21 protein-coding genes are annotated in these 23,469 nt (G+C 74.0%); 13 read left to right on the top strand and 8 right to left on the bottom strand.

All coding sequences use genetic code 11. The annotated features are described in order from the left end of the window. Positions 1–155: 155 nt before the first annotated feature. Positions 156–884, top strand: a complete 729-nt coding sequence (locus ACFUC1_RS04285) for a hypothetical protein (RefSeq protein ID WP_379116948.1) — start codon at positions 156–158, stop codon at positions 882–884. A gap of 99 nt (positions 885–983) precedes the next feature. Here the strand turns inward: ACFUC1_RS04285 and ACFUC1_RS04280 are convergent, their stop codons facing one another. Next, positions 984–1,673 carry a phosphatase PAP2 family protein gene (locus ACFUC1_RS04280; RefSeq protein WP_379116946.1) on the bottom strand — a complete coding sequence of 230 codons (690 nt, stop codon included), beginning with the start codon at positions 1,671–1,673 and terminating at the stop codon, positions 984–986. Between the two features lie 181 nt (positions 1,674–1,854). On the opposite strand from ACFUC1_RS04280, the gene ACFUC1_RS04275 reads away from it, so the two are divergent. Further along, the gene (locus ACFUC1_RS04275) at positions 1,855–2,577 is read left to right on the top strand and encodes a ZIP family metal transporter (protein ID WP_379116944.1); all 723 of its coding nucleotides are present in this window, start codon (positions 1,855–1,857) and stop codon (positions 2,575–2,577) included. A gap of 55 nt (positions 2,578–2,632) precedes the next feature. On the opposite strand, the gene ACFUC1_RS04270 is transcribed toward ACFUC1_RS04275, so the two are convergent. Further along, the gene (locus ACFUC1_RS04270) at positions 2,633–3,130 is read right to left on the bottom strand and encodes a hemerythrin domain-containing protein (RefSeq protein ID WP_379116942.1); all 498 of its coding nucleotides are present in this window, start codon (positions 3,128–3,130) and stop codon (positions 2,633–2,635) included. A 212-nt stretch (positions 3,131–3,342) separates the two neighbouring features. On the opposite strand from ACFUC1_RS04270, the gene ACFUC1_RS04265 reads away from it, so the two are divergent. After that, complete coding sequence (locus ACFUC1_RS04265) at positions 3,343–3,531, top strand: hypothetical protein (protein WP_379116940.1); 189 nt, start codon at positions 3,343–3,345, stop codon at positions 3,529–3,531. 19 nt (positions 3,532–3,550) lie between these two features. On the opposite strand, the gene ACFUC1_RS04260 is transcribed toward ACFUC1_RS04265, so the two are convergent. Both ACFUC1_RS04260 and ACFUC1_RS04255 read right to left on the bottom strand, forming a co-directional pair. Further along, positions 3,551–4,117, bottom strand: a complete 567-nt coding sequence (locus tag ACFUC1_RS04260) for a hemerythrin domain-containing protein (RefSeq protein WP_379116939.1) — start codon at positions 4,115–4,117, stop codon at positions 3,551–3,553. Positions 4,118–4,142: 25 nt separating this feature from the next. After that, positions 4,143–5,015: a sigma-70 family RNA polymerase sigma factor gene (locus ACFUC1_RS04255; protein WP_379116937.1), complete on the bottom strand. Its 873-nt coding sequence runs from the start codon at positions 5,013–5,015 to the stop codon at positions 4,143–4,145. Positions 5,016–5,208: 193 nt separating this feature from the next. Between ACFUC1_RS04255 and ACFUC1_RS04250 the strand changes: the two genes are divergently transcribed. The 7 genes from ACFUC1_RS04250 to ACFUC1_RS04220 all read left to right on the top strand — a co-directional run bounded on the left by ACFUC1_RS04250 (position 5,209) and on the right by ACFUC1_RS04220 (position 15,270). Then, the gene (locus ACFUC1_RS04250) at positions 5,209–6,012 is read left to right on the top strand and encodes a GAF and ANTAR domain-containing protein (RefSeq protein WP_379116935.1); all 804 of its coding nucleotides are present in this window, start codon (positions 5,209–5,211) and stop codon (positions 6,010–6,012) included. Positions 6,013–6,172: 160 nt separating this feature from the next. Continuing rightward, positions 6,173–6,874 carry an ANTAR domain-containing protein gene (locus ACFUC1_RS04245; RefSeq protein WP_379116933.1) on the top strand — a complete coding sequence of 234 codons (702 nt, stop codon included), beginning with the start codon at positions 6,173–6,175 and terminating at the stop codon, positions 6,872–6,874. Between the two features lie 284 nt (positions 6,875–7,158). After that, positions 7,159–9,513 carry a TIM-barrel domain-containing protein gene (locus ACFUC1_RS04240; protein WP_379116932.1) on the top strand — a complete coding sequence of 785 codons (2,355 nt, stop codon included), beginning with the start codon at positions 7,159–7,161 and terminating at the stop codon, positions 9,511–9,513. A gap of 471 nt (positions 9,514–9,984) precedes the next feature. Beyond that, a complete protein-coding gene (locus tag ACFUC1_RS04235) occupies positions 9,985–13,923 on the top strand; it encodes an ATP-binding protein (RefSeq protein ID WP_379116930.1) in 3,939 nt (1,312 codons plus the stop codon). A gap of 4 nt (positions 13,924–13,927) precedes the next feature. Beyond that, the gene (locus ACFUC1_RS04230) at positions 13,928–14,329 is read left to right on the top strand and encodes a roadblock/LC7 domain-containing protein (protein ID WP_171244902.1); all 402 of its coding nucleotides are present in this window, start codon (positions 13,928–13,930) and stop codon (positions 14,327–14,329) included. A gap of 4 nt (positions 14,330–14,333) precedes the next feature. Beyond that, on the top strand, positions 14,334–14,705 hold the full coding sequence (locus tag ACFUC1_RS04225) for a DUF742 domain-containing protein (protein ID WP_379116928.1): 372 nt from the start codon (positions 14,334–14,336) through the stop codon (positions 14,703–14,705). Between the two features lie 22 nt (positions 14,706–14,727). After that, on the top strand, positions 14,728–15,270 hold the full coding sequence (locus ACFUC1_RS04220; protein WP_379116958.1) for an ATP/GTP-binding protein: 543 nt from the start codon (positions 14,728–14,730) through the stop codon (positions 15,268–15,270). A 75-nt stretch (positions 15,271–15,345) separates the two neighbouring features. Here ACFUC1_RS04220 and ACFUC1_RS04215 read toward each other — a convergent pair whose 3' ends face one another. The 3 genes from ACFUC1_RS04215 to ACFUC1_RS04205 are packed head-to-tail and all read right to left on the bottom strand — an operon-like array spanning position 15,346 to position 18,246. Next, a complete protein-coding gene (locus ACFUC1_RS04215) occupies positions 15,346–16,923 on the bottom strand; it encodes an LLM class flavin-dependent oxidoreductase (protein ID WP_379116956.1) in 1,578 nt (525 codons plus the stop codon). A gap of 29 nt (positions 16,924–16,952) precedes the next feature. Then, positions 16,953–17,342 carry a VOC family protein gene (locus ACFUC1_RS04210; protein WP_379116926.1) on the bottom strand — a complete coding sequence of 130 codons (390 nt, stop codon included), beginning with the start codon at positions 17,340–17,342 and terminating at the stop codon, positions 16,953–16,955. Further along, positions 17,335–18,246 carry an alpha/beta fold hydrolase gene (locus ACFUC1_RS04205; protein ID WP_379116924.1) on the bottom strand — a complete coding sequence of 304 codons (912 nt, stop codon included), beginning with the start codon at positions 18,244–18,246 and terminating at the stop codon, positions 17,335–17,337. Before ACFUC1_RS04205 ends, ACFUC1_RS04210 begins: the two co-directional genes overlap by 8 nt. 47 nt (positions 18,247–18,293) lie before the next feature. Between ACFUC1_RS04205 and ACFUC1_RS04200 the strand changes: the two genes are divergently transcribed. Then, complete coding sequence (locus ACFUC1_RS04200; RefSeq protein WP_379116922.1) at positions 18,294–19,646, top strand: nitrate/nitrite transporter; 1,353 nt, start codon at positions 18,294–18,296, stop codon at positions 19,644–19,646. A 228-nt stretch (positions 19,647–19,874) separates the two neighbouring features. Further along, the gene (locus ACFUC1_RS04195; protein ID WP_379116921.1) at positions 19,875–21,257 is read left to right on the top strand and encodes a C40 family peptidase; all 1,383 of its coding nucleotides are present in this window, start codon (positions 19,875–19,877) and stop codon (positions 21,255–21,257) included. Between the two features lie 97 nt (positions 21,258–21,354). Here ACFUC1_RS04195 and ACFUC1_RS04190 read toward each other — a convergent pair whose 3' ends face one another. After that, entirely contained in the window at positions 21,355–21,906 is a 552-nt protein-coding gene (locus ACFUC1_RS04190) for an inorganic diphosphatase (protein WP_379116919.1), read from the bottom strand. Between the two features lie 64 nt (positions 21,907–21,970). On the opposite strand from ACFUC1_RS04190, the gene ACFUC1_RS04185 reads away from it, so the two are divergent. Then, complete coding sequence (locus tag ACFUC1_RS04185; RefSeq protein ID WP_379116917.1) at positions 21,971–23,434, top strand: D-alanyl-D-alanine carboxypeptidase/D-alanyl-D-alanine-endopeptidase; 1,464 nt, start codon at positions 21,971–21,973, stop codon at positions 23,432–23,434. The last annotated feature ends 35 nt before the right edge of the window (positions 23,435–23,469 follow it).

Raw genomic sequence — 23,469 nt, 5'->3', positions numbered from 1 at the left:
CGGATCCCCGGATCCGGGGCCCTCGGCCGTCCGCTCCCGATCCCGAGCCGGTCGTGGTCGCCGGGCAGCTCACCGCCGTGCCCGGAACCGGGTACGTGAGGCGCGTGGAGGGGGCACACTGGGGCGCTGACAGGGACAGTGGCCCAAGGGGAGTCGTGCGCAGCAACCTGAGCAGATGGGCCTGGATCTGGCCCGCCGTCGCCGTCGTGGCGGGTGCCCTGCGGATCAGCTCCGAAGACGGGCCCGCACTGACCGGCCTGCTCATCCTGCCGTTGGCCGGGTACGGGCTGCGACAGCTCTACGTGCGGCGACGGACGCGGAGGCGTCGCGGACTGCAGTCGGGTTCGTACGGGCTGTGGTGGGGCCGGGTCTGGCGCGCGTACGACGGGGGCCTGTGGCGCCGACCCAGCGCAATGGCTGCGGCCTTCGGGAGCCGATCGGTCGCGGTGTCGGTGGACGCGACCACCACCGGCCTGACCTTCACCCCTGGGCGGTTCGCACGGTGGCGCCACCTGGGTCCTGTGGAGCTGGCCTGGACCGAGATCGCCGGGGCCCACGCAGTGGGCAGCGGCCGCGGGATGCCCGATGGCACGATCAGCTTCACCACGCAGACGCGGGTCTGCATCGAGGTCACGGGGGAGCGCGTGACGGACGAGTTCCGGCCCCTCACCGACGCAGAGGCCGAGGAGGAGGGTCTCGACGCCGAGGAGCGGAGCCTGCTCGACCAGGAAGCACTCAGCCTGGCCCAGGAGGAGTTCGGACCGGGCTACCGCTTCGGCACCAGGCCGTTGCTCTTCATCACGGACGACCCGGCGGACCTCGTCGAGCTGGTCAGGGGCAGGGCGCGCGGTCGTGTCGACGTCAGCGCGGGCGGACGCGCCTGAGGCCGACGCCCGCTCCGGCGGCTCATCGGCACGGGCGATGGTCACGCACCCGTGCCAGCCGTGGGGAGGCGACCCGCGTGGTCCCGCTCCGGCCCGGCGCTACGCCCCTTGGCGACCCTGCACCCTGCTCGCTGCCCTGGCGATGAGTCCTCGCGCCACCGGGGTGTCCAGCACGAGTGCGAGGCCGGTGGCCGTGCCCACCCCGACAGCCGCCCCGGCCACCGTGTCGGTGAAGTAGTGCCACCGCAGGGCGATGACGGCGGACGCGACGACGCAGGCCAGGACCACAGCGGCTGCGACCGCAGTCCGGGACCGCCACGCCCCGTGCGTGCTTGAGGGGTGCACCAGGACGCCCACGCTCGCGGCCAGCGCGAACACGGTCGTCGTGTGACCACTCGGGAAGGCCAGGAACCCGTCGTAGGTGCGGCCGACCAGCGGCTTGAGGACCCATTCGACCGCACCGACCGACAGGCAGACGGCCCCTACGGCGAGCACTGCTCCGTTGGTCCGCCCGGCAGCCAGGCAGGCCAGGGCGACGGCTGCCGTGCAGAGCGCGGCAGGGAGCCCCGCGCCGGGCGCAGCCAGCCAGACCGCTGCGGCGGCGTGGCCGCCGTACCCCGCGATGACGGCGGCGTCGACGGCGCGGTCCAGGCTCCCGGCCCTGCTCTGGTGGAACGCCAGCGCCCCGAGGACCACGACCACGGCGGCGAGGACCAGGAGGAGGGATGCTGCGCGGGCTCTGGACCGCCCGGACATCAGCGGGCGCCCGACTCGGCCGTCACGACCCATGGCAACCCTCCTTCCCGCGGTACTGCTGACCCGACGATGGTTGCGCACCCAGCTTGGGGCGCGCCCACCGGGCACCCCGACGGGCCGCGCCCGACCGGCGAGGTGCTCGCGGCTGGTCCACGATGTGGAGAGTCCCGGCCGGGCGGCTCGAGTGGACGGGGAACCGAGAGGGGTGGACACGGTGCAGGTGGTCGACCTGGTGCTGACCGGCGTTCCCGTCGCGGCAGCCGGCGGCGCAGGTGTGACGGCCACCGTGCGCCAGCCGGGGGCGCGGCTGACGAGCGCGCTCCAGCACTTCGCCGCGGGCGTGGTCATCGCGGCGGCCGCGCTCGAGCTGCTCCCTGAGGTCGTGCGCGAGAGCGGGCTGGTGGCGGTGGTGGGCTTCGGCCTGGGCATCGCCGTGATGTTCGGGATGCGGGCGGTGACCGACCGCCTCGAGTCGCGGCCGACGACACGCGCCTCGGGGGGTTCCCTCCCGATGGGGATGATCGGCGCCACGGCGATCGACTTCCTCATCGACGGACTGGTTCTCGGCGCCGGCTTCACGGCAGGCGGTCACACCGGGGTGCTGCTCGCCATCGCGCTCGCGATCGAGTACCTCTTCGTCGGGCTCTCGCTCGCGGGGTCGCTGGGGACGGAGGCCTCACGCACCGTCCGTCTCGTCCTGCCGCTGCTGCTCTCCCTCCTCAGCGTCGCGGGTGCGTTCCTCGGGGTATGGCTGCTGGCGGGGGTGTCGCCCGTCGTGCTCGCCGGGGTCCTGGCGTTCGGGGCGGTGGCCTTCATGTACCTGGCCACCGAGGAGCTGCTGGTCGAGGCGCACGAGTCGGGGGAGACCGCCCTCGGGTCGGCCACCTTCTACGTGGGTTTCCTCGCCGTGCTCATGATCGAGCAGGCGCTGCGCTAGTCGGGACGCCTGGCCGAGGCGACCCGGCTGGCGCATCCCTCCAGGCGTCCCGGTCTCAGGACACGACGGCGTCGACGGCCTTCTTCAGCGCGCTGGGTTGCGCGGGGGAGCGGGGCGCCCGCTCCTTGGCGGCCAGCAGCTTCTCACCGAGCTCGCGCAGCTGCGTACGGCCCAGTCCCTCGCGGACCTTGGGGAACCAGTCCGACTCCTCCTCGTCCATGTGGTGCGTGACCGACTCGATGAGCACGGTGGTCTTGGCGTCGAACCGCTCGTCCGACGGCTGCATGGTGCTCAGCTCCGTGACGAGCACGTCGGCGACGTGGTGCTCCTCGTACGACTCGAGCACGTCGTCCTCGAGGTCGGGCAGCAGCCGGCGCACCTCGGGGTACATGACCTCGTTCTCTATGTAGGTGTGCACCGTCAGCAGCTCGACGACCTTGGCGACGATCTGGCCCTTGCGGGCCTGCGTCACGTCCTTGCGCCGGAACTCGCGGAACAGGGCGCGGACCTCCTTGTGGTCCTCACGCAGGATGACGATGGCGTCGTTCGACACAGGGGGCTCCTCCGGGACGGGACAGCTGGTGGGGTCCTCTACCCGGCCCGGGGCCTACCAAACGCCCGGCGCCCCGCCGGTCCAGCGTGGCCGTCGCCCGCGGCGCCTGACAGGGCCGCCGACGCCGCATCGCGTTTGCCGCAAGGCCGTCCGGGTAGGTGAAGACGTCCGCGGCGCCCGCCCCGGACGTCGACCGTGAAGGAGGCAGGCCGATGACGGCATCGACCGGTGCGCACGACGAGAACGCCGACAGCCAGGAGACCACCACCGACGCGGGTGCCCCGGCTCCCGGGTCCACGGAGCCCGACGGCGGCCCCGGCTCGCACAGCGAGGGCGGGTCCGGCGGGGCCGAGAACGACACGGCCAGCGGCGGCGTGCCCGAGGACCGCGAGGACGACTGACCCCCGGCGGTGACGGGGGTCAGCTCGTCCGGGGTCCGCGGCCGCGTGAGGCCAGCAACAGGCGGTCCAGCTCGTCCTCGGCGAGGTCGAGCAGGTCCGCGAAGCCGTGGTCGGGCGACTGCTCCGCCAGCGTGCCGGCCACATGCTCGACCAGGAGCAGCACCTCGAGGAGCTCGACCGCGTCGTCCTCGGTGATGCGGTGCAGGAAACCGGCCAGCTCGTCGTGCTCCTCGCGGTGCGAGTGGGCGGTCACGAGCTCGCACAGCGCGAGCAGCGGTGCCCGGAACCAGCCGTCCGCCCGGGGCACCTGCTCGAGGGTGGTCATTGCACGGGCGATGTCCTCCTCCTCCGCCACCCGGTCGACGACGGACGCGTCGTCGCGGTCCCTCGCCCGGAACAACGGGTGCATGACCGACCGCTCCGCCGCCTCGTGGGCAGCGAGGAAGGCACGGAGCTGATGCCACGCGTCCTCCCACGCGCCGTCGCCCGCCGTGAGGACGTCGTGCATCAGCCGTTGCAGCCGCCGGTGCTGGCGGCCCACCTCCCTGGCGAAGGCGACCGCCTCGGGGTCCACGTCGGCCTGCACCGCGAGCCTCTGTCTCGGGACCGTCTCAGGCAACGGCGTCTGCTTCCACCATGGTGACGCGCAGGTGCTCCAGCGTGGCCGCCAGCAGCCGGGAGACCTGCATCTGGCTCACGCCGATCGCGGCGCCGATGTCGGACTGGGTGCGCTCCTCGACGTAGCGCATGCGCACGATCGCCAGCTCGCGCGCGTCGAGGGTGTCCAGGGCGCGACCGAGGGCGTCGCTGCGGTCGAGGTCGGCGTACGCGTCGGAGACGTCGGGCACCTCGACCGCGTGGTCGCCCCCCGGTGCGTCGAGGGAGCTCGTGCTGAACCACGAGGCCGCCTCGGCGCTCTCCTCCAGGCCGGCGAGGTCGAGGCCGACGGCGTTCGCCACCTCGTCTCGAGTGGGCTCACGCTGCAGGTCCTGGCGCAGCTCCTCCTCCGAGCGCAGGACCCGGGCGCGTGTCTCCTGCAGTCGGCGCGGGGGCCGGACGGCCCACCCGGTGTCCCGGAAGAACCGCTTGAGCTCCCCCGAGATGGTCGGCACGGCATACGCAGCGAAGCCCGGGCCGCGCCCGGGACGGAACCCGCGCACGGCCTTGAGCAGGGCGAGCGAGGCCACCTGGCGCAGGTCCTCGAACTCCAGGCCGCGGCCGCGGTACCGCCGGGCCGCACGGTCGGCGAGGTCGAGCGTGAGCAGGACGACCTGCCGCTCGAGCTCGCGGCGGTCCTCGGACGACAGCTGTCCGGCGAGGGACAGCAGCAGCTGCTCGGCCTCCTGGTGCGCGGCACTGTGGTGGTGCGGACGCTCGGGCGGCTCGCGGCGGGCGCTGTCGGACGGCTCGAGCGGGCGGGGTGCCGGGGCCTGCGGCTCGCTGGGAACTGGCGAGAGACGTGCAGAAACGGGGGCGGTGTCCATGAGGACGTCCTTCCGGCAGGGAAGGCTGGCGCCACTGTTGGACCACTCTGCCGTCTCCACCCAAACACCCCACAAGGCATCCGGCAACCGCAAGCGCGGCATTCCGGGCGCCACGCGCACCGATTACGCTTGGTCCGCGAGTTCGAACGCATGTCGTGACGGGGGGCACGGGCAGCGAGGAGAGAGGTGACCGGTGGCCGAGCAGACGGAGGGTCGTCAGGGCTGGACCGCGGTGCTCGGCGAGGAGTTCGCCGAGCTCGCCACGGCGCTGGGCAACGGGGCCGGCACCCCGCCCGACCCCGACCGCGTCGTGCGGTTCGTCGCCAAGGCCGTGCCCGACAGCGAGGCCTGCTCGGTGACCTTCCTGAGGCCGGGGCGGCGGCCCACCACGGTGGCCTCGTCCAGCGAGCTGCCCACCGAGGTCGACCGGATCCAGTACGACACGGGTCAGGGTCCCTGCCTCGACGCGGCGACCGGCGACTCGGCGACCCTGGTGGAGGACCTGGAGGCCGACGAGCGCTGGCCCGACTTCGCCCCACGGTGCGTGGCGGAGACCGGTGTCCGGAGCATCCTCGCGCTGCGACTGCCGATCGGCGGGGACGACGAGGCGGCGCTCAACCTGTACTCGCACAAGCCCGGGGCGTTCGCGGCCGCCGACCTCGCCACCGCCTCGGTCTTCGCACCCTTCGCCGCGCTCGCGGTCCAGAGCGCGGTGCACCAGCAGGACGTGGACAACCTCGAGGCGGCGCTCACGAGCAGCCGCCAGGTGGGGACGGCGATCGGCATCCTCATGGCGCGTGACCTCGTGTCCTCGGACGAGGCCTTCGACCGCCTGCGCCGCGCCAGCCAGGACCTCAACCGCAAGCTGCGCGACATCGCCGCCGACGTGGCCCTCACCGGCGACCTGCCCAGCCGGGACGGGCGCGGCGGTGCCGCGCGCGACCAGAGGCACGCGCGCGACCAGCGCGACGCCACACCGGAGCAGGAGGGCGCCTGACTCGCCCTGGACCACCGGGCCACCGGTCCCCGCGAGCGGAGTGCGGGTGACCTGGCTCCACGCCGTCGGCTGCTTTCAGTAGAGTCCTGCCCGCGGGAGCGCCAGCGGCCAAACCACGTGCCGGTCGGGCGAACCGTCGCTTCCTCGGAGAACGTTTTCGATGAGTCGATTCGTCCCGGCGCCAGAGCACGACCTGGCCCGGTACTTCTCAGAGCTCGTGCACGCCGTCCAGGCCGAGGGCGGCCGACAGGGCACCCTTCAGACGGTCTGCGAGCTCGCCGTCACGATCATCCGCGCCGACCACGCGTCCATCACCGTGCGCCGGGGCGAGGTCTTCAGCACCCTGGCCACGACGGGCGACCTGCCCGAGGCGGTGGACCGCATCCAGGGGGAGACCGGTGAGGGCCCGTGCATCGACGGCCTGCTCGACCGCGAGTCCTACGCGACCGGTGACCTCGGCTGCGACGGCCGCTGGCCGCGGTTCGCCTCGCGCGTCACCGCGGAGACGGGGGTGCGCAGCATGCTGTCGCACCGGCTGTTCGTGCGGGAGGGCGCCGTGGGTGCGCTCAACGTGTATGCCGCCCGCCCGGACGCCTTCACGCCGGGGGACGTGCTCGTGTCCGAGGTGTTCGCCGCGCACGCCGCGATCGCGCTGCAGGCCGCGGAGGACCAGCAGCGCGCCGACAACCTCGAGATCGCCCTGCGCAGCAGCCGTCGTATCGGGACGGCCATCGGCATCGTGATGGCCAGCCACCGGCTCGACGAGCAGGCCGCCTTCGAGCTGCTGCGCCGGCGCAGCCAGGACACCAACCGGAAGCTGGCCGACATCGCCGACGACGTGGTCTACACCGGCCAGCTCTGAGGCCGGCCGGCTCCGGGCCCGGCCGACCCTGACGTCGGACCGCCGTCGTGGACCGGGGCAGCTGCTGGTTCAACTGCCCCGGCCCGTCGGCCGTGACCGACGCCCGCCCCATACCCCCACCGCCCGGGAACGTATGCGCGCTGCGGGACCTGACCTGCGCAGTGGTCCCGTCCGCGGCGGGTGGGCGCAGCATCGCCGCCGAGCGCGGACCGGACGGGCGCCGCTAGCGTGGCCCTCGCGCCGGCCGCACCCCCGCTCCCGGCGGACGACGAAGGACGGTGCCCGTGAGCGCACGACTGGCCGTGGCCGGCGACCCCGTGGCGGACCCGGCGGCGGTGGTCACGGGCGACCGGTGGCGGGTGACCGTCCTGACGCCCGGCCTGCTGCGCCTGGAGTGGTCGGAGTCGGGCTGGTTCGAGGACCGGGCCAGCGTCTTCGCCGTCAACCGGCGCCTGCCCGTGCCCGAGGTGGAGGTCCGGCGCCACGACGGCCGCCTCGAGCTCACCACCGAGTGCCTGCACCTCGACTACGACGGCCAGCCCTTCAGCCCCAGCGGCCTGCTCGTGACCGTCGTCGGTCCGGTCGACCACCCGCACACCCAGCAGTGGCGGTACGGCGAGCCCACCCACGACCTCGGCGGCACGGCGCGCACGCTCGACGACGTCGACGGCGCCGTGCCCCTCGGGCCGGGCGTCGTCTCCCGCACCGGCATCGCCGTCCTCGACGACTCGACGTCGTTCCTCGTCGAGGACGGGCACGCGGTGCCAAGGCCCGAGGGATCGGTCGACCTGTACGTCTTCGTCCGTGGCCACGACTACCGCGCCGCCGTTCGCGACCTGTATGCCGTGTCCGGCCCGGTGCCGATGCTGCCGCGGTGGGCGCTCGGCAACTGGTGGTCCCGCTACCACCCCTACTCGGCGCAGGAGTACCTCGACCTGCTCGACACCTTCGACGCCGAGCGGGTTCCGCTGTCGGTGGCGGTCCTCGACATGGACTGGCACCTCGTCGACATCGACCCGCGGTACGGCACGGGCTGGACCGGCTACACGTGGAACCGCGAGCTCTTCCCGGACCCACCGGCATTCCTCGACGAGCTGCACCGTCGCGGCCTGGCGGTGACCCTCAACGTGCACCCGGCCGACGGGGTGCGGGCGTTCGAGGACGCCTACCCGGCCATGGCCCGGGCGATGGGCATCGACCCCGACAGCGGGAAGACCGTCGCGTTCGACCCGACCGACTCCCGATTCATGGACGCCTACTTCGAGGTGCTGCACCACCCGCTCGAGGACGAGGGCGTCGACTTCTGGTGGCTGGACTGGCAGCAGGGGGCACACAGCCGCACTGCCGGCGTCGACCCGCTGTGGGTGCTCAACCTCGAGCACTTCAACGACTCGGCCCGCCGCGGCCGGCTGCCGATCACGTTCTCGCGCTACGCCGGGCCTGGCAGCCACCGCTACCCGGTCGGCTTCTCCGGCGACACGCACATCACCTGGGACTCCCTCGCCTTCCAGCCGTACTTCACCAGCACCGCCTCGAACATCGGCTACGGCTGGTGGAGCCACGACATCGGCGGCCACTGGTACGGCAGCCGCGACGACGACCTCACGGTGCGCTGGGTGCAGCTGGGCGTCTTCTCGCCGGTCATGCGGCTGCACTCGACGCTCCACCCCTTCATCCGCAAGGAGCCGTGGACCTTCCCGGCCCAGGCCCGCGACACCATCGACGCGTTCCTGCGGCTGCGGCACCGGCTCGTGCCCTACCTGCACACCATGAACGCGCGGGCCGCCCGCGACGGCGCCCCCCTCGTCGAGCCGATGTACTGGCAGGACCCCCAGGCCCCCGAGGCGTATGCCGTGCCCACCCAGTTCCGCTTCGGGACCGAGCTCTTGGTAGCGCCCGTGACGAGCCCGCAGCAGGACGTCCTCGGGCTCGGCAGCACGCTGGCCTGGCTGCCGGCAGGGGAGTGGACCGACCTCTTCACGGGGACCGTCTACCGCGGTGGCCGGCGGGTCCGGCTGCACCGCCCGCTGGAGACGCTCCCGGTGCTGCTGCGCGCCGGCGGGCTGCTGCCCCTCGCGGGCAGTGCCGACGAGGCGGTCGGCACCGACCTCCCCGAGCACGTCGAGGTGGTGCTCGCCCCGGGCGCCGACGGCCGTTTCGACCTCGTGGAGGACGACGGCAGCACCCAGCCGCGGACCGCGGTCACGACGCTCACCTGGGACGACGGCGAGCGCATCCTCGGGGTCGCGGGCCCGTCCGGTGACACCGACGTACTCCCGGCCCGGCGCAGCTGGAGCCTGCTGCTCCTCGGCTGCGAGGCGGGGGCCACCCGCGACGGGGAGCCGCTGCCGGCCGGCGCGACCGGCTCGGGCACGCGGATCGAGCTCGGAGAGACGGCCGGGGGTGCCGGCCTCACGGTGCAGGTCGAGGACCTCAGGCCGTACGGCTGGGACCGCACGGTGGAGCAGGTGCGCGCCGTCCTCGACCGCGCCCGGATCGAGTACGACACCAAGCGCGACGCGTTCGAGCTCGTGCAGTCTGCCCGGGGCGGGGCCGAGGCCGCGGCCGGGCTGCGCGGCCTGGAGCTCGACCGGGACGTCGAGGGCGCCCTCCTGGAGCTGCTGCTCGCCCGGTGGTGACGGCCCCTGGTGACGAGCCCTGGACCGCTCGGGGTGGGTCAGCCCGTTCCCCCGGGACCGGGCGGCCTCGGCCCTGGGTCCCGCGCTCCTGCAGCAGGCGCAGCAGCTCGTCCCCGTTGCGGTCGAGCCGCTCGGTCGGCGTCTCGTGGCGCCCGTCGTCGGCGTCGGCGTCGTCCAGGTGGCCCATGTCCGGACGATACCCACCTGATGCGGCCGCAAGCGGTCGGCGGGCGAGCGGCGTTCCCCCGCAGGCAGATCGGCGGCGCCGAAAGCCCCCACGAGGGCCCACGGACCTCCATACTCGGCGCTGCGCGGGCGGCGCGAGCGGACGCACCGAGACGCACTAGTCCGTTTGGTCAGTTGTGCGGAGTCCGAAGGTGCCAACTGCCTGTGCAGGCCTATCCGGGCCACCCGTAGACGGCCCTAGGTTGCACTGAGCCCGATATGTGTCGTGATGAGGAAGGTGAGTCTGTGTCCAGACTGAAGTCGGCGGCCGGCCGTGTCTCCCCCGGCTGGTCGTTCGGTCACTGGCCGCTGCGGCGCAAGCTCGCCGCTGCGTTGGCACTGCCCGTGATCCTCGCCTTCGTCTTCGGTGGCCTGCGGGTCAAGACCGACTTCGACGCCGCCCGCTCCCTCACCCGGGGCGCCGACACGGTGCTGGTGCTGCGACCCATCGTCGACTACAACCTCGCGGTGCAGCACCTGGCTGCCGCCGACTCGATCGGTGGTGGCGGTGAGATCGCCGCCATCACCAGGTACGAGTCGGCCGCGGCGAACCTGCGCATCGCCATCAAGTCGCCCAGCGTCCCCGAGGCCGTGAAGAAGCAGGCCGAGTCCGCCCTGGCCCTCGGCCAGTCCGTGCGGTCGGCCAAGACCCAGCAGAGCTTCTCCGCCCTCGTCATCGACAAGTCGGGCAGCACCGCGACCCTGCTCTCCAGCGCCATCGGCAACCTCGGCCTCGCCGACGACTCCGGCTCGTCCAAGATCGTCGCCAACCTGCAGGACGCGATCGCGGCCCAGCGCGCCATGACCGCCCAGCAGCTCAACCTCGCCAACTCCGACGACGCGAGCTCCAAGCTGCGTGCCCTCGGCTCGGTCGGCGCCGAGACCGCGGCCCTGACCCGGCTGGTGTCCAACGCCCCGGAGGACGAGGGCACCGCGGTGCGTCAGCTCCTCAACGAGAACGGGCGACGCTTCTACGCGCTGCAGCAGGACTCCCTCGACAAGAACGCCGTGGCGCAGCTCGGCGCCGTCATCGAGCGCAGCAACAGCGGCTACTCCGACCTCGCCGACACCCAGCTCACGAACCTCGAGACGACCCTGCGTGACCGGGCCGCGACCCACCAGCGGGACGCCCTCGTCAACGCCGGCCTCATCAGCATCGCGCTGCTGGCCGCCCTCGTCATCGTCATCGGCCTCCTGCGCTCGCTGCTGACGCCCATCCGCGCCGTCCGCTCGGGCGCCCTCGACATCGCCAACAAGCGCCTGCCGGCGGCGGTCGCCGCCATGCGCGACGGCGAGGAGCCCCCGGCATTCGAGCCGATCCCCGTCACCACGCGCGAGGAGATGGGCCAGCTCGCCCGCGCCGTCGACGACCTGCACAGCCAGGCCCTCGCCCTCGCTGGCGAGCAGGCCCGCCTGCGGGTGCAGGTCGGGCACATGTTCGAGACGCTCTCGCGCCGCAGCACCTCGCTCATCGACCAGCAGCTCACCCTCATCGAGCGCCTCGAGAGCGACGAGGAGGACCCCAAGCGCCTCCAGAGCCTGTTCCGCCTCGACCACCTCGCGGCTCGCATGCGCCGCAACTCCGACTCCCTGCTCGTGCTCGCTGGCACGTCGACCCGTCGTGGTGTCTCGGGCGCCATCGCGGTCTCCGACGCCGTTCGTGCGGCCGTGTCCGAGGTCGAGAACTACGAGCGCATCGACATCGGCGACACCTCCAACGACAAGGTCCTCGGCGCCGTCGGCTCCGACCTCATCCACCTGGTGGCCGAGGTCGTCGACAACGCGCTGGCCTACTCCCCGCCCACGACCCGCGTGGCGATCCGTGGTGCCCGCACGCCCGAGGGTGGCCTGCTCATCGAGGTGAGCGACCACGGCCTGGGTATGCCGCCGAAGGAGCTCGCGGCGCTCAACGACCGCCTCGCCAACGGTGGCGACATCACCGCCGACACCGCCCGCCGCATGGGCCTGTTCGTGGTCGGCAGCCTGGCCAAGCGGCACGGCATCGCCGTCCGGCTGCGCCGCAACGGCGAGGACAAGATGGGCATCACCGTCTCGGTGCACCTGCCCGCCGGCCTGCTCGCGGACAGCTCGACCCTCGAGCGCCAGCCCCGACCGGTCGCCAAGGCCGCGCCGAGCCCGGCGCCGGTCGAGGCAACGCCGGCCTCGCCGGCCCAGCCCGCCGTCGGTGGCACCACGAAGTCAGGCCTGCCGACCCGCGTCCGCGGCGCGAGCGGGGCTCCCAGCCTCGCCGGTCCGAGCCCGGTTCCCGGTGCGGCGAAGAAGGTCCTGCCCACCCGCACCCCGGGTGCCCACGGGCCCAACGCGTCGACCGCCCTTCCGGCTCCGGTCAAGCCCGTCATCGAGGGCGCCGAGCCGGCGACCGACAAGGCGCCGGCCAACGGCTCCGCCACCAACGGCGCGGAGACGAGCGGCGCCCAGCCGAACGGCTCGCCGGTCAACGGCCACGCCACCGCCGACGGCAGCAACGGCGCCGACGTCGACGGCAGCGCACCCAGCGACACCGCCCACGGCGAGGTCGCGCCCCAGGAGGCACCGGCGCCGGCCGCCGAGGCCACGCAGGCCCCGACCGCTGACGCGGCGCCCGAGCAGGCCGCCCAGGAGCCGGCCCCGAAGCTCTCGCCGTCGGGCCTGCCGGTCCGCCGGTCGGGCGCCACGGGCATCACGGCCTTCCGCGAGTTCGAGGACGCGCCCTCCGTGGCGCCCGAGGGCGAGCAGGACTCCCCTGCGACGCCGTCGGCCACCCCGAGCGCCGCCAAGGGCTCGCGCCTCATGAGCTGGCTCCCCGGCCGGGCGAAGGCCCAGGCGGAGGCCGCCCGGCTCGAGGCCGAGGCCAACGAGCCGCGCCAGATGCCGTCGAACCTGTCGGCCTGGCTCGACCACCGCGCCAAGCTCGTCGAGGCCGCCCAGGCCCGCGAGGCAGCGGTCGAGGAGACCACCGACGAGGACGGCACCGACGCGGTTGCGGCCGAGCCCGCCGAGGCCACCCCGGCCACGCCCGAGGCGCCGGCCGCGGCCCTCGAGGTGCCGGAGACCACGGACATGACCGTGCCGGAGGAGTGGGTCGCCGAGGCCCTCGCCGACGAGCAGGTCGCCGAGCTCCTGGCGTCGGAGACCGCACCCGCGGCTCCCGAGGCGCCGGAGCAGGAGCCCGTCGCCCGCGAGGACGACGGTCCGCGCGACGGCGACGGCGGGTCCCCCGTCCAGGCGGCCGAGGAGCCGGTGGCGCAGACCCCCGTGGACGAGACCCCCGTGGACGAGTCCCCGGTCGTCGAGTCCCCGGTGGCCGAGTCCGCCACGGAGGCACCGTCCGCCGACACCGCCGAGGCCCTGCCGACCCGCGTCCCCGGCGCGACCGGCTCGGCCGTCGCCGACCAGGTGCCGCCGGAGTCCGACGAGTCCGCGAGCGCGCCGACCCGCCGCCCGGCGGTGCGGGCCCACTCCTCCTCGTTCTTCGGCGCCCGTCGCCGCGGCCCGGTCGAGGCCACCGCGCAGGGCGCCCCCGGCGCGGAGGCGACACCGGTCGCCCAGGTGGACCAGCCCCAGGTGGAGCAGCCCCAGGTGGAGCAGCCGCAGGCACTGGTCGCCCAGCCCGAGTCGGAGGCCTTCACTCCCGAGCTCGGCGAGGCGGTGGCCGAGGTCGCACAGCCCGAGCCGGAGCTCTCCGAGCCGGAGTTCGTCGAGCCGGTGGCCGAGGTCGTCGAGACCGAGACCGAGCCCGTCGAGGAGCAGCCGGCGCAGCCGGTTGCCCAGGACGCCTCGTCCGACGGTGAGCCCGCCCAGGCCGGTCCGCTCAACGACACCCCGATCTTCCGGGCGATGATGTCGAACTGGCTCACCGACGGGAGCGCCCAGCCCGCCGCCGACAACTGGTCGCCGACCGAGGCCGACCAGGCCTGGTCCGCCGCCGCGCGCATCGAGGAGCAGGAGCCCGTGCAGGAGAGCTCGGCAGGTCTGCCCATGCGCAGGCCCGGCAGCAACCTCATCCCCGGCGCCATGGACGCCTCGGCGCCGACGCCGGAGACGCCCACGGTCGCCCCCACCGGCTCGCGCCGCGACCCGGAGACCATCCGCCGCAACCTGAACCGCCACAAGAACGGTGTGAGCGCCGCACGCACCGAGGCACAAGACGGAACACACCGAGAGGAAGCCGATGTTCACCACTGACGCCATGGCCCAGCCCAAGGGCGAGTACGACTGGCTCGTGGCCAAGTTCGCGACCGAGACCCCCGGCGTGTCGCACGCCATCCTGGTCTCGGCCGACGGGCTCCCGATGGCCTCCAGTGAGCAGCTCCCGCCGGAGCGGGCCGAGCAGATGGCAGCCGTCGCCTCCGGCATGGCCAGCCTCGCCTCGGGTGCGGCTCGTCTCTTCCAGGGCGGCACCGTGCTCCAGTCCGTCATCGAGATGGAGCTCGGCTACCTGCTGCTCATGAGCGTCGGCGACGGTTCCCACCTCGCCGCGCTGACCGGTACGGACTCCGACATCGGTCAGGTCGGCTACGAGATGGCGGTCCTCGTCGACCGCGTCGGACAGATGATCGACGCGGCTGCCCGGACCCCGATGTCGGGGTAGTGCGATGAGTGCCGAGGAGCGTGAGGAGGGCGCCGGACCCCGCCTGGTCCGGCCCTACGCGCTGACGCACGGCCGCACCGAGGCCAAGGTCGACCTTCCGATCGAGGCAACCCTCGAGGTGCTGCCGTCCGCCAAGTCCGCGACCTGGCCGGAGGGTGACCTGTCCGGTCGCATCGTCGAGCTGTGCGCCACGAACCCGTCCGTGGCCGAGGTCTCGGCCAAGCTCCACATCCCGCTCGGCGTGGCGCGGGTCCTCCTGGGAGACCTGATCACCGTCGGGCACCTGAAGACCCGAGCCACCATCTCCGAGAACACGACGACGGACGAGCGTCGTGCCCTCATCGAAAGGACTCTCAGTGGACTACGCGCCCTCTAACCGCAACAGCGCCTCGACGAAGATCGTCGTGGCCGGCGGGTTCGGCGTCGGCAAGACGACCTTCGTGGGTGCCGTCTCCGAGATCGACCCGCTGCGCACCGAGGCCCTGGTCACCCAGGAGTCCGAGGGGCAGGACGACATCTCCAAGGTGCAGTCGAAGCACACCACCACCGTGGCGATGGACTTCGGCCGCATCACGCTGGCGGAGAACCTCGTGCTGTACCTGTTCGGCACCCCGGGCCAGCGCCGCTTCTGGTTCATGTGGGACGACCTGGTCAAGGGCGCGATCGGCGCCGTGGTCCTGGTCGACACCCGCCGGCTGGACGACAGCTTCGCCGCCGTCGACTACTTCGAGGCCAAGGGCCTGCCGTTCATCGTCGCGCTCAACCAGTTCGACGGTGCCGGCGAGTTCGGGCCGGACGAGATCCGCGAGGCGCTCGCCATCCCGTCGCACATCCCGGTCATCACGGTCGACGCCCGCGACCGCGAGTCCGCCAAGCAGGCCCTCGTGCGCATCACCGAGTTCGCGCTGACCCAGCTCACCGGGGTCGCGGCCACGGCCTGACCCCAGCACGACGAAGGGCCGGGACGCCGCGCGCCCCGGCCCTTCGTCGTGTCCGGGCCGTCGTGCCCGGCCCCGTCAGCCGTCGCGCAGGACCGGCGCCAACCGCTCCAGGTCGTCCGGCGACGCGAGGTCGGGCAGGGCCACGAACACGGTGTCCACGCCCTCCCGGGCGAGCTGCCGGTAGCGCTCGACGTGGCTCCCCGGCTCCCCGGCGTGGTGCGAGCGGGCGTATGCCGCGGCGGCGGTGCGCCCGCGCAGCCGCTCCACCCTGCGCCACGTGTCCTCGCGGTCGCGGCCGACGACGGGGACGTCGAGCACGGTGACCGCCACCTCCGCCGGGTCGCGGCCCACCTGCGCGCAGTGGCGGTGCAGGACCTCGACCTTGCGCCGCACGGTGGACGGGTCGCTCGAGACGTTGCACGCGTCGCCGAGCCGGGCCGCGACCCGCAGCGTGCGCCGCTCGCCCCCGCCCCCCACGACGACCGGCAGCGGTCCGACGGGGCGTGGGTACGCCGTGGTCTCCGGCAGCGAGACCCGCTGCCCGGCATACGCCCTCGTGCCGCTGGCCCACAGCGCCCGCATCGTCTCGATGCCGTCCTCGAGCAGGTCGAGGCGTGCGGAGGTGCGTGGGAAGGGGACACCGGAGCCGAGGTGCTCGCGCTCCCACCACCCCGCGCCGACGCCGACGAACGCCCGGCCGCCGCTGAGCACGTCGAGGGTGGCGGCGGCCTTCGCGAGGACGCCAGCGGGGCGGAAGGTCAGGGGCGAGACGAGCGTCCCGAGGCGCAGCGAGGTGCCCAGACCGGCCAGGAGGCCCAGCGTGACCCACGGCTCGGGGATCGGCTCCCACGCCCGGTCCACCTGCGGGATCTGGAGGAGGTGGTCCATGAGCGCCAGCCCGGAGAAGCCCACCTCGTCGGCGGCCAGCGCGACCGCCCGCAGCCACCCGACCGGGTCCTGGCCCCACGGGAAGCGCGAGACCTGCAGGACGAGCTCGGGCAGCCCTGCGCGCAGGCCCTGTCGGTCGGTGCGCGAGCCGCGGTGCCACTGGGACGCAACGGCGGTGACGGTGGACGGGACGACCGGCTGGCGCCCCTGCGCGCCACGGCCGCTCGTCCCGGGCGGCTGCGCCACGGCGCCCCGGGCGCCCGCACCGGAGCCGCCGCCGTGCGTGTCCCCACCCGGGGCTGCGGGCCCGGTGCCGGCTGCGGAGCCGTCGACGTGGAGGACGGCGTCCCAGCCCTCCCCGGAGACGTCCTCGACGACGCGCGGCATCCTGGCCAGCTGCTGGGCGAGGACCTTCGCCGGTACCGGCCGGTCGCGTCGGGCGTTGCGCTCCCGGCACACGGACGCCGGGGTGTCGAGGACGACGGCGACGCACGGGAGCCCGGCCGCGCGCCCCATCTCGCGGTACCGGTACCGGGTGTCCGGGTCGAGCCCGAGGGTGTCGACGACGACCGTGAGCCCGCGCCGGCTCCGGGCCGCGACGACCTGGTGGAGCACTGCGAAGGCGTCCGCGGAGGCCTCGAGGTCGTACTCGCCGCTGCCGACGACGGCACGCAGCGCGTCGGAGGACACCACCTCGGTGCGGCGGTAGTGCCGGGCCGCCCAGGTCGACTTGCCCGAGCCGGTCGGGCCGACGAGGACGACCAGGGCCGGGTCGGGGAGCCCCGCGGGCCCGGTCAGTCCTGCCCCTGCGGGCCGGTGGCGACGAGGCCGAGCAGGTTGCCCTCGCTGTCGCGCACGAACGCCATCACCTCGTCGGTCCCGGCGGGCCCGAGCGTGTCGTCCTCGTGGCGGAAGATGACGTGCGGCTCGCTCTCCACCGGGACGCCGCCCGCCCGCAGCCGCTCGACGGTCTCGCGCACGTCCCCGACGCGCACGTAGAGCAGGGCCGAAGGGGCGCCCGCCTCGAGCAGCAGCCGGGTGCCGTCGCCGAGGGAGAAGAACAGCAGGCCGGGCGGGTCGAACCGCGCCAGGGGAGGGGAGCCGAGGAGCCGCTCGTAGAACCGGGCGGCGCGGTCGAGGTCCGTGGCGCGCTGGGCCACCTGCGCGAGCGTCGGGTCAGGCATCCTGCGCAGCACCTCCTGCTCGCGAGAGTACCGCCGCGGCGACCTCCCGCGGCCGGGTCTCGGGCAGCCAGTGGCCGGCGTCGAGCTCGACGAACCGGTAGTCCGAGGCCACCCAGTCGCCACTGGCCTCGGCGGCACGGCGACCCAGCGCGGGGTCGTGCGAACCCCACAGGTAGGTCGTCGGCACGGTGATCCGCTGGTGGCGTGTTCCGGGTCCGGGTGTCGTGGACCCGTGGTGGGAGTCATTGCGGCGCAACGGGTTCGGCAGGCCGGACAGCGTCGAGGCGCCGAGCGGCAGGGCTCGGTACCAGGCCAGGCCGCCGCTGGCCGAGCCCGGCTCCCGGAAGCGCGCGGCATACCTGCGTGCGTCCTCCGGAGGCAGGCCGCTGCGCCGCAGCACCCCCTCCAGCCTGCCGGCCAGCACCAGCTCGGGCAGGACGGGAAGCTGGAACGCGGCCATGTACCAGCTGTGCGAGGCCTGGTCGAGGTGGCGCAGCGCCTCGGCGAACGCCCGGTGGTGCGGCGTGGACAGGACCGTCAGCGAGGCGAAGCGCTCCGGGTACCGCTCTGCCGCCGCCCACGCCACCGCACCGCCCCAGTCGTGCCCCACGAGGTGCACCCGCTGGACCCCGCACGCGTCGACCGCCGCGACGACGTCGGCCACGAGCTCGCCCATCCGGTAGGCCGCGCGGCCGGCGGGGCGGGCGCGCGGGGAGTACCCGCGCTGGTCGAACGCCGCGACGCGCAGGCCGCCCGCGGTGAGCAGCGGGGTCACGCGCGACCAGGCGTGGCGGTCCTGCGGCCAGCCGTGCAGCAGCAGCGCGACCGGCGGGTCGGCCGAGCCGTCGTCGGGGCCGTCGTCGCTGACGTCGAAGGTCAGCCCGTTCCTGCTGAGCTCGCGCATGACCGCAACCTAGCCCGGCCCGCAGCCGGTCGCGCGGCTGCGGGACAATGGCGGCCGTGACCAGCCGAGACCACCAGTACCCCATGGGCGGTGGCCGGGCCTGGGTGGTCTACGGCAGCGCCGTCGCGCTCTACGTGCTCGCCGTCTTCAACCGCAGCTCGCTCGGCGTCGCGGGCCTGCTCGCCGGCGACCGCTTCCACATCGCCGCGACGCAGCTGTCGGTCTTCACGATGGTGCAGCTGTTCGTCTACGCCGCCATGCAGATCCCGGTGGGTGCGCTGCTCGACCGGTTCGGGCCCAAGCGCCTGCTCCTGACCGGCATGGGGCTGATGACGGCGGCGCAGCTGGCGTTCGCGTTCGCGGACTCGTTCGCAGCGGGCATCGGGGCCCGGGTGCTGCTCGGGATGGGCGACTCGATGGTCTTCGTCCCGCTCCTGCGCATCGTGGCGCTGTGGTTCCCTCCGATGAGGATCCCGATGGTGTCGCAGCTGACCGGCCTGCTGGGGCAGCTGGGCGCGCTCGTGGCCGCCTCGCCGCTCGTCTACGCGCTGCACCGGTGGGGCTGGACGCCGTCCTACCTGACTGCGGCCGGCGCCGGGGTCGTGGCAGGGGTGGTGGCACTGGTGCTGGTCAGGGACTCCCCGAACCCCGACCACGAGCTCGACCGGATCAAGGTGCGCGCGATCGCCCGCAGCCTGCGGGCGGCCTGGCGCGCGCCCGGCACGCGCCTGGGGCTGTGGTCGCACTTCTCCGCCCAGTTCGGCGCGACCGTCTTCGCGCTGCTGTGGGGCTACCCGTTCCTCGTTGCGGGACAAGGGCTCTCGCCTGAGACGGCCGGCACGCTGCTCATGCTCATGACCGTCACCACGGTCGTCACCAGCCCGCTCATCGGTGGCTTCGTCACGCGGTACCCGTTCTCCCGCTCGACCCTGATCCTCGGCATCGTGCTGGTCATCATGACCGTGTGGGCGGTCGTGCTCCTGTGGCCGGGCCGCGCTCCGCTGCCGCTGCTGGTGCTGCTCGTCGTCGTGACGGCCGTCGGGGGACCGGGGTCGCTGGTCGGCTTCGACCTCGCCCGCACCTTCAACCCGCCCACCCGGCTGGGCAGCGCCACCGGCATCGTCAACGTCGGCGGGTTCCTCGCGTCGCTGTCGACCGTGACCCTCATCGGCATCGTGCTCGACCGCGTCGCACCGGGCGGCCCGGGGACGTACACCGTCGACACCTTCCGCGCGGCGATGGCCGTGCAGTACCTCGTGTGGGGGATCGGCGTCGCCCAGATCCTGCGGTACCGGCGGCGCGCCAGGCGCCACCTGCTCGACAGCGACCCCCAGGCGTATGCCGCGCTGCGGGCGGGGAAGCCGGTCCAGCCGGTCGATCAGGGCCTCCCACCTGCGTAAACGCCGATTTCGTGACCAATTCGTGACGGTCGCTGGACACGTGTCCGAAGGACCCGGTCCACCTGCTGAAAAACATCGTTGTCATTCGCCGAGTTGCACGGATGTCATTTCGCCGCAGGGGCCGAAAGACGTGGGATTCGTGTGACGAGTGGGTTCGGAGTGAAAAGGCGGTCGTAGTCTCGTCCGGCTGACCCCAGTGAAGCACCGTGACGAGAGAGGCATCTCCCCGTGGCAGGCACCACCTCCCCCCGACGCGCACTGCGCGTGGGCGCCGCGATGTCCCTGGTCGGCGCCCTCGGTCTCGGCACCGCCTGGACGGCCAGTGCCGACCCCGGTCCCGTGTTCCCGTCGAAGTCCCAGGTCGACCAGGCCAAGGCGAAGGTGTCCAGCACCGCCGCCCAGGTCGCCGCCCTCGACGCCAAGTACGCCGCCGCCAGCGCCCGGCTCAGCCAGGTGCAGGACGACGCGAGCGCCGCCGACGAGGCCTACAACGGCGCCCGGCTCGCCCTCGACCAGGCGACGGCCGAGGCGAACGCGGCCGCCAAGCGCGCCGCCGCCGCCCAGGCCCAGGCCGACGCCGCCAGCCTGGAGGTGCGTCGCTACGCCTCCACCGTCTACCAGTCGGGCGGCAACCTCGGCGAGCTCGACGCCTACCTGTCCAGCACCGGCCCGCAGGACCTGGTCGACCGGGCCACCGCCATCCAGGCCGTGAGCGACTCGCGCAGCCGAGCCCTCCAGGTGGCCTCGGCCACCTCGCTCGTCGCGCGGATGATGCGGGAGCAGGCGGCCACCGCCCGCGACCAGCAGGCAACGGCCGCAGCAGCCGCGCAGCAGGCCCGCGACGAGGCGCAGGCCCGCGCCGACCAGGCGACCGCCGAGGCCGCGAGCATCCAGCGGGAGCAGCAGTCGCTCACCGTCCAGCTCGCCACCCTCCGCAAGACCTCGGTGGCCCTCGAGCAGCAGCGCCAGCAGGGCCTCGCCGCCGCGGCCGCCGCCCGCGCCGCGGCCGCCGCAGCCGCCGAGCAGGCGCGCCTGGCGGCCCAGCGCGCCCAGCAGGCCCGCGACGCCGCGGCCCGTGCAGCGGCCGAGGCCGCCGCCCAGCGCGCCGCGCAGGAGGCAGCCCGGCAGAAGGCCGCTGCGCAGGCAGCCCAGCAGGCGGCCGACCAGCTGGCGGCACAGCAGCAGGCCCGGCCCACGCCGTCCCCTGCGCCGCAGCCGGCCGACCCGCCGCCCCCGCCCCCGCCGCCGAGCAGCGGTGGCGTCGGCGCGGTCATCGCCTACGCGCAGGCCCAGCTCGGCAAGCCCTACGGCTGGGGTGCCGCCGGCCCGGACGCGTTCGACTGCTCCGGCCTGACCTCGATGGCCTGGGCCCAGGCGGGGGTCTACCTGGCCCACTACACCGGTGCCCAGTGGGCGGAGACCTCCCGCGTCGCGATCAGCGACCTGCAGCCCGGCGACCTCGTCTTCTACGGCTCCGACGGCCCCAGCAGCCACCACGTCGGGCTCTACGTCGGCAACGGCCAGATGATCGAGGCCCCGCACACCGGCGCGGTCGTCCGGTACGCCTCCATCTACCGCAGCGACCTGCTGCCCTACGGTGGGCGCCCCTGATCGGCGCCGTCACGGCACACAGCACGGGACCCCCGGACGACTCGACGTCGTCCGGGGGTCCCGTGCTGTGTGCGGCCCTGCCGCGCAGGCGGGCCCCTCAGTCGCTGACGGGGCGGGCCTCGCTCTGGGCGGTGTGGCCGGGCAGGGTCCAGCGGGCCGTGGTGAAGCCGGCGTCGGTCGCGCGCTTCGCGGCCTCGCGGACGCACTGCTCCGCGGCCTTGCGGCCGGCCCAGTGCGCGCCCTCGACCGACTTGCCCGGCTCGAGGTCCTTGTAGGTCTCGAAGAAGTGCTGGATCTCCAGGCGGTCGAACTCGTTGATGTGCTCGAGCTCGGTGATGTGCGCCTGGCGGGGGTCGCCGGCCGGGACGCACAGGATCTTGTCGTCGCCGCCGGCCTCGTCACGCATGTGGAACATGCCGATCGGCCTGGCGCGCACGAGGCAGCCCGGCCACGTGGGCTCCTCGAGGAGCACCAGGGCGTCCAGCGGGTCGCCGTCCTCCCCGAGGGAGTCCTCGACGTACCCGTAGTCGGCCGGGTAGCGGGTGGACGTGAACAGCAGCCGGTCCAGGCGGATGCGGCCCGTCGCGTGGTCGACCTCGTACTTGTTGCGAGCTCCCTGCGGGATCTCGATGGTGACGTCGAACTCCACGACGCTGGCCCCTTTCCTCTGTGCCGCCAGGTGGATGACCTAGGCTCGCGGACAAGTGTTCCGCATGGTGCAAGTCGAGATCCAAGGGGGTCGAGTGCGGCGGGTCCTGGCAGTCGTCGCGGCGGTGCTCGTCCTGCTCCTGGGCTACGCGACCCTCGACGTCCTCGACGTCGTGCCCGGCGTGCTCACCCTCGCCCGGCCCGCCCCGGCGCCCACCCCCACGACCACGGCCCCGACCGGCCCCACGGTCACGATCCCGACCGTCGACGCGGCGGCCCAGCCGCTGCCCCCGGTCTCGGCCGACGCGCCCATCCCCGCCGCGACCGGTGTCGCGCGCACCCTCGCGGCAGACGTGGCCGACCCGGGACTGGGCGGCCGGCCCGGTGTCGTCGTCCGTGACGCCTTCACCGGCCAGACACTGTACGCCGCAGACGCGGACCGGGCCCGGGTCCCTGCCTCGACGGCCAAGCTGCTCACGGCCCTCGCGGTCTCCACCACCTTGGACACCCGGGCGACGATGACCACGCGCGTCGTGCAGGGCCCGTCGCCGCACGACCTGGTGCTGGTCGCCGGGGGCGACACCATGCTGGCCCCGGGCAAGGGCAACCCGGCAGCGGTGGAGGGGCGGGCCGGCCTCGCGGACCTCGCCGAACAGGTGGCCGCGGCCCTCCAGCCCAGCGGCACCACGAGCGTCACCCTGCGCCTCGACACGTCCTACGCCCACGGTGACCGGTGGGCGCCCGGGTGGAGCCGGGCGGACATCGACGCCGGGTTCACCGGTGGCGTCAGCATGATCGGCCTCGCCGGCCAGCGCGCCGTCCCGTACAAGCCCGCGCCGAGGGACCCGGAGGCAGCGACCGCCGCGGCGTTCGTCGCGGCCCTGGCGAAGGTCGGCCTCACGGCCACGCTGGCCCCCGAGTCGACCTGGTCCACGCCGGTGCCCGCGGGCGCCGGTGAGCTGGCCCGGGTCGAGTCGGCCCCCATCGGCGACGTCCTGGCGCTCGCCCTCGGCGACAGCGACAACGCCCTCACCGAGGGCCTCGCCCGCCAGGCGGCGGTCAAGGCGGGCCGCCCTGCGACCTTCGCCGCGGCCGTCGACTTCGTCCGCAGGACCGTCGCGGACCTCGGGGTCGACCTCACGGGTGCGGTGCTCAAGGACACCTGCGGCCTCACCTCGGGCCAGGCGATCCCTCCCCGGGTGATCTCCGACGTCCTTCAGCGTGGCGCCGACGGCTCGGTGCCGGGGATGCAGGACGTCGTCGCCCAGCTGCCCGTGGCGGGGCTCAGCGGCACCCTGCACGACCGGTTCACGACGAGGACGACGCACGTGGTCGCCGGCCTGGCCCGGGCCAAGACCGGGACGCTCACCGGGGCCAGCGCGATCGCCGGCACGGTGATCGACGCCGACGGCAGGGTGCTGTCGTACGTCGTGCTCGCCGACGGGCTGCGCCCGGGCGTCGGAACGCTGGAGGCGCGGGGCGCGTTGGACCGCTTCGTGGCACGGCTCGCCACCTGCGGCTGTCGCTGACCGGGTCGCCGACCCCGTGTCCCGGAGCGCACGGG

The sequence above is a fragment of the Pedococcus sp. NPDC057267 genome, assembly GCF_042668795.1.
In the GTDB taxonomy this organism is placed as follows: domain Bacteria; phylum Actinomycetota; class Actinomycetes; order Actinomycetales; family Dermatophilaceae; genus Pedococcus.
This window is presented reverse-complemented; position numbering and strand designations above follow the sequence as displayed.